This is a genomic window from Microcoleus sp. N9_A2 (assembly GCF_036701775.1).
GTDB lineage: Bacteria > Cyanobacteriota > Cyanobacteriia > Cyanobacteriales > Microcoleaceae > Microcoleus.
Genome location: NZ_JAUBRH010000025.1, coordinates 1 through 13,342, shown reverse-complemented (window position 1 = coordinate 13,342; position 13,342 = coordinate 1). Strand labels below are relative to the sequence as shown.

Sequence of the window (13,342 nt, the reverse complement as noted above, 5' to 3'; positions counted from 1 at the left end):
GTCTATGCAAAAATATATCTCTGGATAGATGCACTGTGACTATTCTTTACTATATTGACGGTGATTTTTGATGAGCGACAGCGATAAACAAGGCAACAGTTGCCTACCATGCAAGTGTTGCATGATAGGCAAATCCGGCAAAAAGTAAAGCAGACATACCAGCAACTTTGACTTTTTTTGACACGATTGATCGATATTCAGGAAATAAGGGCAGAATTCAAGCGAATTCGAGCTTGAGAGGAGCGGCAAAGCAATATAGAATTAACTCGGGCATCACTACAAAAAAAATAATCTGCCAAACGAGGTAGCAGTAGTTAGTAGCAAGCGAGATAAATTACTACATATCTAGTTGTTTCTAGCCAGAAGCGCGAAACTATTTGTTCAACAGCGTAAGCTGTTCCACATTTAAACTGCATTATTTGTGGTCTATACCCCATACTGTAAGGGGTTCAGGCAAGAAATTTAAATGACTAACAGCGTATAGCTGAACTGCTGCATAGAAGCAAGACTCCAGCGGTGCCGATTCCTTGGAAGCCGACGACAGTTAAGGAAAAACAAGTGTACTAGCCAATCAAGTCAAAGCGGGGATTCACCTCGCGGCAAGCAGCAATAGACTTGATTAGAAGTTAGGATTGAGATCTGAATGCTCAACTCATGAAACCAATTGATTTTTACATTTTTTTATGCCATTCAAAACGCAAAACTTTTTTTTGGGCTTTACTTAAAGCCGCAGCCCGTCAAATTTTGTATCCGATAATTAATATTTAAGTAAAAGGAATTTTTGTGAAAACGCTCAGTATCCTCTTAGTAGAAGACAGTCCCCTAGATGCCGAACTGATTGAGGCATATCTAATGGATGGCGGACTCCAATTTTCTCTGGTGTGTGTGGAAACTCGCGAAGACTTTGCCACGGCGCTCGAAAAACAACGTTTTGACATTATTTTGGCAGATTATATGCTGCCTTGTTTTAACGGGATAGCTGCACTGGAAATCGCCCGCGCTACTTGTCCGGAAGTGCCGTTTATTTTTGTGTCGGCTACTTTGGGCGAGGAAGTGGCAATCGAAACTTTGAAAAGCGGCGCTACTGATTATGTTCTCAAACGCGGTTTGATGCGCTTGGTGCCGTCAATTCAGCGAGCACTGCGGGAAGTTCAAGAACGGAGCGAGCGCAAGCAAGCCGAAGCACAGCAGCAGGAAAGCGAAGCTCGATTTCGGATTATGGCAGATACCGCGCCGGTGATGATTTGGATGTCGGACACTGACCAACTTGGCGATTACTTTAACAAAGTTTGGCTGGAGTTTACCGGTAGAACTTTGGCGCAAGAAATGGGCACGGGTTGGATGGAAAACTTGCACCCAGATGACTTGCCAGAATCTCTGGATATTTACCAAAAAGCCTTCAAAGCTGGCAGCGAGTACCGGCTCGAATGCCGCCTGAGACGCTATGACGGGGAATACCGCTGGGTTTTGGGTACAGGCGTACCCCGGTACAGGCCCGATCGCACTTTGGCAGGTTACATCGGTTCTTACATCGATATTAGCGATCGAAAACAGGCAGAACAAGAACGCGCTGCCGCTTTGTCCCGCGAACAAGCAGCGAGGTTCCAAGCAGAAGAAACTGCTCAAGCGCTGCAATCGGCAAACGATCAAATTACTAACATTCTAGAAAGCATTACCGATGCTTTTATAGCTGTTGATTTAAATTGGAACTATACCTATGTTAACCAGAAAGCGATTGAGCTGTTAGGCAGACCAAAAGCCGAGTTGATCGGTAAAAATTTTGGGGATATATTTCCCTGGGCCGTCGATTTACCGTTGTACAAAATCGCTACCAAAGCATTAGCAGAAAAGGTAACGGTGGAGTATGAAGAATTCGTGCCGTTATGGAATAAGTGGTTGAAGGTGCGTTTTTATCCTTCCGATTCTGGTTTGTCGGCTTACATCCAAGACGTTAGCGATCACAAGCAAACAGAAGCTGCACTCCAAGCTAGCGAAGAAAAGCTGAGAATGTTAGCCGAAGCTAACTTGATGGGAATTATCTTCGGGGATGTCAACGGCGGTATCATGGAGGCCAACGATGAATTTTTGCGGATAGTTGGTTACACGCGGGAACAGTTGCAGCGCGGTGAATTAAACTCGATTGAGATCACGCCGCCGGAGTACCAGTCTATCGACAAGAACGGGATGGCAGAGGCACAAGCAACGGGGGTTTGCACTCCCTACGAAAAGGAATTCTGGAGGAGAGACGGCAGCCGGATTCCGGTGTTGATCGGATATGTTTTGCTCGCCCAAAAGCGGCAAGAATCTGTGGCTTTTATTCTCGATTTGACGGTTGGCAAGCAGTTGGAAAGAGAACTGCATGATCGAGCCGAGGAATTGGCGCGGGCGAACCGAATTAAAGACGAGTTTCTGGGAACTTTGTCCCATGAATTGCGGACGCCGCTGAATGCGATGCTGGGATGGGCACAACTGCTGCGAAACCGCAAGTTTGACGAAAAAACGACTGTTCGGGCTCTGGAAACGATCGATCGCAATACACGCTCGCTGGCAACTCTGATCGAGGATTTGCTGGACGTGTCGCAGATTATTACCGGGAAACTGTCGCTGAATTTGCGGTGGGTGGATGTGATTTCGACTGTTGAGGCTGCGATCGATACTCTCGCGCCCGCGATTGCTGCCAAAAATATTGAAATTGTGACGGATTTCGACCCAACTGCGGGGCGGATTTTGGGCGATTCCGGTCGCTTGCAGCAGGTAGCGTGGAATTTGCTGTCGAATGCGATTAAGTTTACTCCCGATGGCGGACAGGTGAGGGTGGGGGTGCGGAAGATGGAGAGGACTTTTGCCCGCGAGGAATCCGCTTGCTGTAAAAAATTGTCGCTCGCTAGTGTGGAAATTGAGGTCAGCGACACGGGACAAGGGATTTCAGAAGAGTTTTTACCGCACGTTTTCGATCGGTTCAGCCAAGCTGACAGCTCTATAAGGCGATCGTACAACGGATTGGGTTTGGGTTTGGCCCTAGTGCGGCATTTTGTGGAAATGCACGGGGGGACGGTGCAAGCTGAATCGGCCGGGAAGGGAAAAGGCTCGAGGTTTTTAGTGAAATTGCCAATTCAACAGCATCATTGCGACGGCGGAGTGTCTGTTGCCGGACTTGGGGAGTTGGCGATTCCTCAAACCCCGGCGCGAGCCCGTGTAAAGGAGGCTTTTGTCAGCAGCAATCTTTCTGGAGTACGGGTGTTGGTGGTCGATCTCGACGCGGATTCCCTGGATTTTGCCTGTACAGTGCTCGAAGATTGCGGGGCCCAGGTGGAGACTGCTACCTCTGGAATGGCTGCCCTGGATGCGATTGAAAGGCTGAATCCGGATGTGTTGGCGATCGATATCGAGATGCAGGCCCCTGATGGAGAGGCTCTGCTGCGGCAAGTGCGATCGCTCGTGGTGGACAGGGAAATTCCGGCGTTGGCGTTCACGGCGGTTGGTAGGGTAGAGGAACGGGTACGGGCACTGCAGCAAGGTTTTCAAATTTACGTGCCCAAGCCGATCGAGCCTGCTGAGTTGGTGGCGGTGGTGGCAAGTTTAGCGGCGCGATCGAACGATTTTAGATTTTAGATTGAGTGCGTTTGCAAACTTTGAGGACGGAGGTCGTGACTACAAACCAATTTTCTTGCATTCGAGCGATCGGATAATAATTCTTAGGACTAAGGTCAACTGGTCGATTAAACAAAAATATGTAGTTGCGCTTGTCCGCTCTTAGGAATGAGAATTAAATAACCTGCAATGCGTGATTGTTCTTGTGGGATGGGCCTGAAAGCCCGTCCCTTATAGACGGGCTTTCAGGCCCATCCCACAGGCTTATGCAAATTATTTAATTCACGATCATTAGCTTAGAAAATAGCGTACAAGCCCAACTACATACTTAAAATTCAAGCTTTATTCGTGACAGTTGGCCTTAGTCCTAATCCTGCCGAAAAACTTTTTTTACTATCAATTAGACTGAGAGCTAATTTGTCAAGTCCCAAAAGTTATAAATTTAATTTAGGTCACAGTGTGTAGTTTTTGATACTGATAGCAGTTTCTAAAAGGAATGCAACTGTAGACAAGTTCCAAACCATGATAATCATCAGTAGTCCGACTTCTCAAATCTAAAATCTAAAATTGTATGAGGTTCAGGGACGATCGCCCTTAACAGTCTCTCCTGAAATATCAAGTTCAGCAATTAGCTGCTTCATTAGACAAGATTGCAAAAGTCCTTTTAATCAAATTTTCGGACGCTGCTCAAAGCCATCCCACAAGAAAAAAAATTTTGTGGGATGGCTTTGAGCAGCGTCCTAATTATTTTTGCAAGAGGTCTATTAAGCATGACTCTTAGCTACAATCAACCTAATTTGTCATACCCCAAAAGATATAAATTTAATTTAAGTCAAAGTTTTTAGCTTTTGAGCACAGGTGCAGGGCCGATCGCCCCCAACACTATTTCCTCAAATATCAAGTTCAGCAACAAGATGCTTCATTAGAAAAATATTCGGCCGGCGTAAATGCTTCTAACACTCCTCTATTGCCCGCCCTGCAAGGATTTTTTTGTTCTGGGATGTGGACTCGTCGCCCGCTTCCAACTATCGACGACTAGATACCAATTGCACCCGGCCGGCATCCATTTCATCCATTAATAACTCTAAAGCCTCATAATCAATATCCGAGATGTACCCCAAACGGGTGAGCTCGTAGTTGATTTCGTTTTCAATGTCAGGCGTCAACTGCTTAATGTAGAGGGCTTTTTCTACAAGTTGACGAATAGCATGAGTTGCTTGCATAGTAAGTCGGAGAACTCCGTACAGTTTAATTTTCCTCTGAAGTGTCGATCAAACAGGTGATCTAGATCAGAACTAATAAGTGATTTAAATTACATTGTTCAGTTTTATCTAACAGCTAGGGCAAAGTCGATCGCAATTTTTAGAGTTACCAAGACTTGCGCCTGCTGGCATTAATAAAAAATAGTATAGTAGCTTACGTTTCCTGCCCAAATCTTACGCAAAATTTCATAAAAAAGAGTCAATAAATAAAGATTCAGTAAAATTACTGAAAACAACTGGTCGGTTTCCCTCCGAGCAAGTTAGGCTCAGTGTTATCAAGTAGGTTTAGGCTTACAACCTTCTAGCACAGTAGTTGAAAATACACAGCAACCATAGGTTTGAAATATGCAGACACTTCTTGCCCAGAAACCAATTACGGTGATTCGACCCCTAGACTACCTGAATGCAGCCACCTGCGGAGAATTCGACGTACAACTAACGACAGCAATTGCAGCCCCTGGGGTTGTAGCGCTACTTGTAGATTTGGGCGGAGTCACATTTATTGACAGTGCCGGTTTGATGGCATTGGTTTCCGGCCTGAAGCAGGCGAAAAAAATGGGGCGCAGGTTTAGTCTTTGCTCAGTTTCCGCCGGGATTAGGATGGTTCTGGAACTCAGCCAACTCGATCGAGTGTTTGAGATATTTGAAAATGTCGATAGCTTTGAGGCCGAAAACTCCTGTTTCAGTTGACAGTTGACAGTTGACAGTTGACAGTTGACAGCTTGCCCTCCGAGCGAATGGGTGCTCCCAAAATTTTAGACTTTTGTTCCTGCTCCTTGGATTCAATGCTGCAAGTCAATTCTTCAATTCTTCAATTCTTCAATCTAAAATCGACTGACTGTCGTTGGCGTGTTGGCAGATTTTAAGGTAGGCTGCTTAAGAGTCGCAAATATGAGAGCGAGTCGAGCCGTGGCAGTAAAAGTCGAAGAATTACTTACAGCAGAAATTAATCAGCCTGCTCGTTATCTGGGAAACGAGTTGGGGGCTGCACACAAGCCTTGGGATGCAGCGTCTGTGCGCTGGGTGCTCACTTACCCAGAAGTGTATGAAGTTGGTGCTTCCAATCTGGGGCACATCATCCTTTACAATATTTTGAACGCAGGGCCGAGACAGTTGTGCGATCGAGCTTATTTGCCCGCACCAGACTTGGCAGCAAAACTGCGATCGACTCAAACTCCCCTGTTTGCAGTAGAATCCAGGCGATCGCTCACAGAATTTGATATTCTGGGCTTCAGCCTCAGCTACGAACTCGGAGCAACAAACATTCTGGAAATGCTGGATTTAGCCGGCATTCCCCTAACTTGGAAAGAAAGAGCGACAAATGCCCAAAATGGCGCAGATTTGCCGCTGATTTTTGCTGGCGGGCAAACAGCAACTTCCAATCCCGAACCCTACGCGGACTTTTTTGACTTCATCGCTTTGGGAGATGGAGAAGAGTTGCTGCCAGAAATTGGCTTGATTTTGGCAGAAGGCAAAGCTAATAATTTGAGCCGAGAAGCATTGCTGCTGGATTTAGCGCAAATTCCCGGCGTTTATGTCCCGCAATTCTACGATATGGCGGCCGACGGTTCTGTTCATCCCAATCGCCCGCAAGTTCCAGAACGAATTCTGCGCCGCGTGGCGACTCCCATACCAGCTTATTCGATCGGCCTGGTTCCCTACGTCCAGACAGTACACGACAGACTGACAGTAGAAATCCGCCGGGGATGCACCCGCGGGTGTCGCTTCTGTCAGCCGGGAATGCTGACTCGCCCCGCGCGCGATGTCGAACCGCAGCAAGTCGTAGAGGCGATCGAAGAAGGCATGAAAGCCACCGGGCACAGCGAGTTTTCCCTGCTTTCCCTGAGTTGTTCCGACTATCTGGCACTCCCAGCAGTCGGGATGGAAATCAAAAATCGCCTGAAAGATAAAAATATTTCTCTGTCTCTACCCAGCCAGCGGGTTGACAGATTTGACGATAATATTGCCGACATTCTCGGCGGTACGCGACAAGGCGGTTTGACTTTTGCGCCGGAAGCTGGTACGCAGCGGATGCGCGACATCGTTAACAAAGGTTTGACGAATGAAGAATTGCTCCGGGGTGTCAAAACTGCGGTCGATCGCGGCTGGGATAAAATCAAGCTGTATTTTATGATCGGTTTGCCCGGAGAAACAGATTTTGATGTGCTGGGCATTGCCGAAACGGTTCGCTGGCTGCACAGGGAATGCAGGCTACAGGGCCGGCGGGGACTGAATTTTAACTTGACAATTTCAAATTTTACGCCTAAGCCTCACACTCCTTTTCAGTGGCACTCGGTTTCTACTGCTGAGTTTTCCCGCAAGCAAAGACTGCTCAAGGGAGAATTTCGGGGGATGCGCGGCGTCAAGGTGAATTACACTGATGTGCGGATTTCGGCAATGGAGGATTTTGTCGGAAGGGGCGATCGACGTTTGGGCGCTGTAGTCCGCCGCGCTTGGGAACTTGGCGCGGGTATGGATGCGTGGTGGGAAAGCTTGGATCAGGCTTACAAAGCTTGGACTCAGGCGATAGATGAGTCGGGCCTTACCTGGAAATACCGCCAAGTTGAAAGCGGCGAGTGGAATCTGTTTGACAAGGAAGAGGAGAAGGAAGAGGAGAAGGAAGAGGAGAAGGAAGAAGGAAGTTCGGCAACGGATTCTGTAACGGATGTAACGGATGTAACGGATGGAAGTCGGATGGAAGTCGGAAGAATGAATAAGGAAGATTTTCCCACATCTCCCACTCTCCCCCTCTCCCCTTCCCCCCCTCTCCCCCTCTCCCCCTCTCCCCTTCCCCCCCTCTCTCTTGATCAGGCCCTGCCTTGGGATCACTTAGATACGGGAATAGACAAAAACTGGCTTAAAATTGACTTGCAAAAGGCTTTAGAAGCAGCGACGGTTCCCGACTGTTCCTTTGAAGGGTGTTCGCGCTGCGGGGTTTGTGGCACGGATTTCGGACACAATGTGGTTGTGGATGCGCTGCCAATTCCTGAGTTTGCTGGGGAGTTTGTGCCGAATACCGAGCGGAAACAGCGTTTTCGGGTTTGGTTTGGAAAGGTGGGCGATATGGCTTTGGTTGGTCATTTGGATTTGATCCGATTGCTTGATCGAGTTGTCCGCAGGGCCGATTTGCCGATTTCGTTTACCGGTGGCTTTCACCCGAATCCTCGGATTTCTCTGGCAAATGCTCTGCCTCTGGGCGTTACCAGCACTGGGGAAATTGCCGACTTTGAGCTCACTGAGTCGATCGATATTGAGAGTTTTCGGGAAAAGTTGGCCGCTAAGCTGCCGGAAAATATTCCGATTTACAAGGTTGAGCCGATCGATCTTAAGGCTCCTTCTGCTAACCAGTTGTTGGAAGCAGCGGAGTACCTGATTACTGTTGCTGTAGCGGGTGTGGTGGCAGAAAATGGCGAATGTGACCGGGAAAATTCTGCTCCTGTCTGCGTCGCGGATAATGCTAACTGGGAAGATTGGGTCAAGACGATCGCCGAAACCGAGGCTTTTTGGCGGGTGCATACTACTAAGTCGGGAAAGACGCAGAATGTCAATTTGCGCGATCGGCTGCACAAACTAGAACTTGTAGAGCAGAAACCAGACAGCAGCACCTCTGCTAGGAGTGCTACATCCGAAGGTAGAGCCGTCTTGCGTTTTACCGGCAGTTGTCGCAGCGACGGCAACTTGCTAAAGCCAGAACATATTGTTTTCATGCTCGAACAAGTCAGCCAGCAGGAAATTCAGCTTCTGCAGGTTGAGCGTAGTCAGCTAATCCTAGGTTATGGTTAAGATAGGGAAGCCGTGGTGGAATATTTCACCTTCGGCTCTCGATCGGGATGTGTCGCTTACGCTATAATTGCTTGTTATGGAAGCTGCGGTGGCTTGAGCGCTTTAGTCGCTCGTCGCTAATAGTCAACCAGCAACGCGGGCTGGGTGCAAATTGCTTCTGTTCAAGATTTCAAGCCTTTTTGTACATTCACGGGCTAAATCTAGCGTCAAACCGGCAGGAGCGGGGCATGAACCAAATTTAGCGATTAATTTCGACCGATCGACTGGTTGTCGATCGTCGGCTTACTCAAAAATCTCACGGTTCAAGCCCCAGAGCAGGTATTCAACAATAGATGTTTTTGACCCGTCAAAAAACGGAGATAAGCCCCCGACTTAAGTCGTGGAGAACCAAAAATTTTAGATTTTAGACCATAGTTCAAGCTCCCAGATTCATCTGCCCTTGTAAATCTAAAATCTAAAATCTAAGATCTAAAATCTAAAATCGACTGACGAGGTTTTAGGGTTGGCAGGGGCGGAGGTTGCAGTCAAATGCCAATCTGGGGTGTGTTGAGTGCGATCGCGCAAGAATTCAACAAAAGTCTAGGCGCTTTCACTCCTACTTACTTTCGCTCAAAACCAGCCCTCAAACAACACGCAAGCGGAGTTATCAGTTCGTAGTGTTAAGTTGTGTGTTAAGAAATTGGTACGGTGTCAATGAATTTATTCGCTGAGTTCAAAGGAAGAGTTGTAAGTGTTGAATTTTGAGTATTGATTTCGCAATTCTCAACTCAAATCTCAATATTGCTAACTCGATAAAAGCCTCCTTATTTCTATCTCTCAGATTTATCTGCTGAGCATAACTCATAACTATGTACGGGCGGGTTTAACTACTTTATCTGTAACAGTTAACAGTGAACAGTCAACAGTTAACAGTGAACGGTCAACAGTTAACTTTCCTTCCACCCTGCACCAACTCACAGCTAATAACTCTTCAAGCTACTACTAATTACAGTCTAAGTCAGAGGCACTATGAGTGCGTAAGTGTCTCTAACTTGCTGCCAGTTTTTTGAGGAAATTGAATGACAAAGCAGATAGTTATAGCAGAGCAGCATCGCATTGCTGCCGTCTTTTCAGAAGATCAAATCCAAGAACTTGTGGTAGCCACAGGCAGCCACCAAGTCAGTGACATTTACTTGGGAATTGTTGAAAATGTACTCCCTGGGATAGATGCGGCATTCGTCAATATTGGCGATCCAGAACGTAACGGGTTCATGCACGTCACAGACCTCGGCCCGCTGCGCCTTAAACGCTCGGCAGGAGCAATTACAGAACTCCTGACCCCCCAGCAGAAAGTGGTGGTACAGGTAATGAAAGAACCGACGGGCAGCAAAGGCCCCCGGCTGACAGGCAACATTACCCTGCCGGGCCGCTATTTGGTACTGATGCCCTACGGCAGGGGAGTCAATCTCTCGCGGCGGATCAAGTCGGAAGCCGAGCGCAACCGCCTCAGAGCCCTGGCTATTTTGGTGAAACCGGCCGGGATGGGGCTGCTGGTACGCACTGAAGCTGAAGGGATGACGGAAGAAGCGATCATGGAAGATTTGGAAGTCCTCCAAAAACAGTGGGAAGCCGTTCAACTCGAAGGCGGTACTTCGCGGGCGCCGGCACTGCTCAACCGGGATGACGATTTTATCCAGCGGGTGCTCCGAGATATGTTCAGCGGTGACGTGAATCGGATTGTGGTGGACTCGCAAAATGGAATTAAGCGGGTGAAGCAGCAGTTGATGAGCTGGAACGGCGGTAAACTTCCTGCGGGAGTTTTGATCGACCACCACCGAGAGCGCGCCTCGATTTTAGAATTTTTCCGCGTTAACGCTGCGATTCGAGAAGCCCTCAGACCAAGGGTTGATTTGCCTTCGGGTGGTTATGTGATTATAGAGCCGACTGAGGCGCTGACGGTGATCGATGTCAACTCTGGCTCGTTTACTCGATCGGCGACGGCTCGGGAAACTGTACTCTGGACAAATTGCGAAGCAGCCACGGAAATTGCTAGACAACTGCGGTTGCGGAATATTGCCGGGGTGATTATTGTTGACTTTATTGACATGGAATCCCGCCGCGATCAGTTGCAGGTGCTGGAACATTTCAATAAAGCTCTCAAAGCTGACAAGGCTCGGCCGCAAATCGCTCAACTGTCGGAATTGGGACTGGTAGAACTCACCCGCAAGCGCCAAGGTCAAAATATTTACGAGTTGTTCGGCCACAGTTGCCCTACTTGCAGCGGGTTGGGTCATCTGGTGCAACTCCCTGGGGAAGAAGACTTCGCCGCAGCGGTGCGGGAATCGGGCGATCGCACCGTTGCTACGTCGAACCGCGTTATGTTGAATTTGCCAGAAGGATTGGAACGCCGCAGCTTGACGCCTGTGGCGGCTGCAACTCCCGCACCAGTGCGGGAAGAACGCCCCCCCGAACCTGCTCGGGCTGCTTGGGAACCTCAAAGCGAAAGTTTGGATTTTGAGACTGGCAGCAACGCCTCATCTTTGGACTTGCTCAACCATCCCAGCTATCAGGATTTGGGGAACGGAACTAGACGCCGCCGTCGCCGCCGGATTGGCGAAGAGCCTTTTGCTCTCCCGGCGGAGGAGGAACCGGTACGCAGCAAGTTGCGGCTGCCGAATACTTCGAGTGCGCCCGTCGCGGATACGCGCTCTGAGTATTTGGCACCCCCGGGCATCCGGGCGGCTTCGGAGGGCTTCGGGCTGGTGAATATGGCGACTGTTGGCAGGCGCGAGGATTTCGATCGCGTGCGTCCGGCTAAGTCTGAGTTGATGAAGCCGATGGTGGAGCCTCCAGAGGTGATTTCGGTGGAAATGACGGCGGAGGAGCAGGATGTTTATGCTCTGATGGGGGTTTCTCCTTTGGTGCTTACTGATCGCAGCGTGAAAAATCCTAAGAATGCGATCGTTTCGGTGACTCTCCCGGGAGCGGCCCCGAACAAGCAGCCTTTCGAGCAGCTCGAATTTGAATTTGAAGCGACGACGCCTCCACAGAATGTTGAGGAACGGGATTATTATCCAGAAAGGTCGGTAGTTGAGCCTGTTTTTTCTGAGGATGATGATGATGATGATGATGATGATGCCCAAATTTATGGCGAGAGTTTGATCGACGAAACTGATGATTTTGATCAGATGGAGGAACCCAGCGATGTGATGGATGAATCCTATGAGCCGATCGAATCCTATGAGCCGATCGAACTCAATGAGCCGATCGAACTCAATGAGCCGATCGAACTCAATGAGCCGATCGAACTCAATGAGCCGATCGAATCGAGCGAACCCGAAGAACCTGCTATCAACCGCCGTCGCCGCCGTCGCTCATCTGCCCTTTTGGACGAATAATTATGAAGGAAGAGGGAAGAAGGAAGAAGGAAGAAGGAAGAGGGAAAAAGGAAGAGGGAAAAAGGAAGAGGGAAGAAGAAAAAGGGAAAAAGGAAGAACTAGAAATTTTTACTCTCTTCCCATCTTTCCATCTCCCCCTCTCCCCATCTCCCTCTCTCCCCCTCTCCCCATCTCCCTCTCCCCCCATCTCCCCATCTCCCTCTCTCCCTCGAATAATTGCAGGTGTAGATGAAGTAGGAAGAGGAGCTTTGTTCGGGCCGGTGGTGGCTGCGGCCTGCATTTTGCCCGACGAGGTTCTCGATGAATTGGTAAGTTGCGGGGTGCGCGACAGCAAGCAGTTGAGTGCCACAGCCCGAAGTCGGTTAGCTATAAAAATCCGGGCTGTGGCGGTTGACTGTCAAATTGGTGCGGCTTCGGTGCGGGAGATCGATCGCCTCAATATTTTGCAGGCTTCTTTGTTGGCGATGAAACGGGCGATTTTGAAGTTGAAGGTTACTCCTGATTTGTGTTTGGTTGATGGGAATCAAAGGATTCCCAATTTGGCGATCGAGCAAGAGACGATGATCAAGGGTGATGCGCGATCGATTCAGATTGCCGCCGCTAGCATTGTCGCCAAAGTTTGGCGCGATGAATTAATCTTGCGGATGGCTGTTAAGTATCCCGAATATGACTTGACAAACAACAAAGGATATGGCACAAAAAAACATAAATTGGCTTTAGAACGTTGCGGTGTGTCTGTCTTTCATCGGGTGTCATTTAGTCCTTGCCGATAATCTTAAAATAGCGGTGGAAAACTTAGCTAATTCCAGCGCGAGTATATAAAATTTGAAAAACCAAGAATTTCAGATTAATAGTCCTGGGTGTATAAATTCAATTCTGTAGGATGCACAATGCCCACCTTACCGCTTCAGCCTCCGGTAGCATCTATAGAATCTTTGGTAGTGCTTTTATGTAAAGGATAGAGGATAATAGCTCTATGCCAATCTTTTGAGGAGTCTCATGATGAAACCCTATCTGATTTGTCCCACTTGTGGTTCTGACGATGTGATGAAAAATGGAATGACTCGTCGCGGAAAACTTTCACCATAAATGTCGTGACTGTGGTCGCCAGGAAAGTCGAAAATCCTAAGTGGCAACCCAAAGACGCCGACACCGGGAGCAAAAATTGAGTTGCTTCTCAAGAGAGCGGATTTCTCTTGCTGGCATTGCCCTCCTTCATGGGTGTTTCCTCTCTTCTGGCTTCTTGCATTATTTGACACTCCCCTGCTATCGAGGCGAGGGGATTCTTGGATCAACCAGTCGAACTTATCTCTGTTTTGTCGCCACCAG

At 48.5% G+C, this 13,342-nt stretch carries 8 protein-coding genes; 6 read left to right on the top strand and 2 right to left on the bottom strand.

The features are described 5' to 3' along the window. The first annotated feature begins 783 nt into the window (after window positions 1-783). Window positions 784-3,612, top strand: a complete 2,829-nt coding sequence (locus tag QUA44_RS16100) for a PAS domain S-box protein (protein WP_333252327.1) — start codon at window positions 784-786, stop codon at window positions 3,610-3,612. A gap of 1,004 nt (window positions 3,613-4,616) precedes the next feature. Here the strand turns inward: QUA44_RS16100 and QUA44_RS16095 are convergent. After that, on the bottom strand, window positions 4,617-4,814 hold the full coding sequence (locus QUA44_RS16095) for a hypothetical protein (protein ID WP_015176637.1): 198 nt from the start codon (window positions 4,812-4,814) through the stop codon (window positions 4,617-4,619). 384 nt (window positions 4,815-5,198) lie between these two features. Between QUA44_RS16095 and QUA44_RS16090 the strand changes: the two genes are divergently transcribed. The 5 genes from QUA44_RS16090 (at window position 5,199) to QUA44_RS16070 (ending at window position 12,786) form a co-directional block, all read left to right on the top strand. Beyond that, window positions 5,199-5,543 carry an STAS domain-containing protein gene (locus QUA44_RS16090; RefSeq protein WP_333252328.1) on the top strand — a complete coding sequence of 115 codons (345 nt, stop codon included), beginning with the start codon at window positions 5,199-5,201 and terminating at the stop codon, window positions 5,541-5,543. 219 nt (window positions 5,544-5,762) lie between these two features. After that, window positions 5,763-8,636, top strand: a complete 2,874-nt coding sequence (locus QUA44_RS16085; RefSeq protein WP_333252329.1) for a TIGR03960 family B12-binding radical SAM protein — start codon at window positions 5,763-5,765, stop codon at window positions 8,634-8,636. Window positions 8,637-9,164: 528 nt separating this feature from the next. Further along, window positions 9,165-9,293: a hypothetical protein gene (locus QUA44_RS16080; RefSeq protein ID WP_333252330.1), complete on the top strand. Its 129-nt coding sequence runs from the start codon at window positions 9,165-9,167 to the stop codon at window positions 9,291-9,293. A 401-nt stretch (window positions 9,294-9,694) separates the two neighbouring features. Then, window positions 9,695-12,013, top strand: a complete 2,319-nt coding sequence (locus QUA44_RS16075; protein ID WP_333252331.1) for an Rne/Rng family ribonuclease — start codon at window positions 9,695-9,697, stop codon at window positions 12,011-12,013. A gap of 2 nt (window positions 12,014-12,015) precedes the next feature. Next, window positions 12,016-12,786, top strand: coding sequence for a ribonuclease HII (locus QUA44_RS16070; protein ID WP_333252332.1), 771 nt, complete (start codon window positions 12,016-12,018; stop codon window positions 12,784-12,786). 237 nt (window positions 12,787-13,023) lie between these two features. Here the strand turns inward: QUA44_RS16070 and QUA44_RS16065 are convergent. Further along, window positions 13,024-13,342, bottom strand: a 319-nt coding sequence (locus tag QUA44_RS16065) for a hypothetical protein (RefSeq protein WP_333252333.1), incomplete at its 5' end; no start/stop codon positions are given.

Bases quoted from the DNA above. Each gene is read 5' to 3' on its own strand.
- QUA44_RS16090 (WP_333252328.1), top strand. From the start codon at position 5,199: ATGCAGACACTTCTTGCCCAGAAACCAATTACGGTGATTCGACCCCTA.
- QUA44_RS16095 (WP_015176637.1), bottom strand. From the start codon at position 4,814: ATGCAAGCAACTCATGCTATTCGTCAACTTGTAGAAAAAGCCCTCTAC.
- QUA44_RS16075 (WP_333252331.1), top strand. From the start codon at position 9,695: ATGACAAAGCAGATAGTTATAGCAGAGCAGCATCGCATTGCTGCCGTC.
- QUA44_RS16070 (WP_333252332.1), top strand. From the start codon at position 12,016: ATGAAGGAAGAGGGAAGAAGGAAGAAGGAAGAAGGAAGAGGGAAAAAG.
- QUA44_RS16080 (WP_333252330.1), top strand. From the start codon at position 9,165: ATGCCAATCTGGGGTGTGTTGAGTGCGATCGCGCAAGAATTCAACAAA.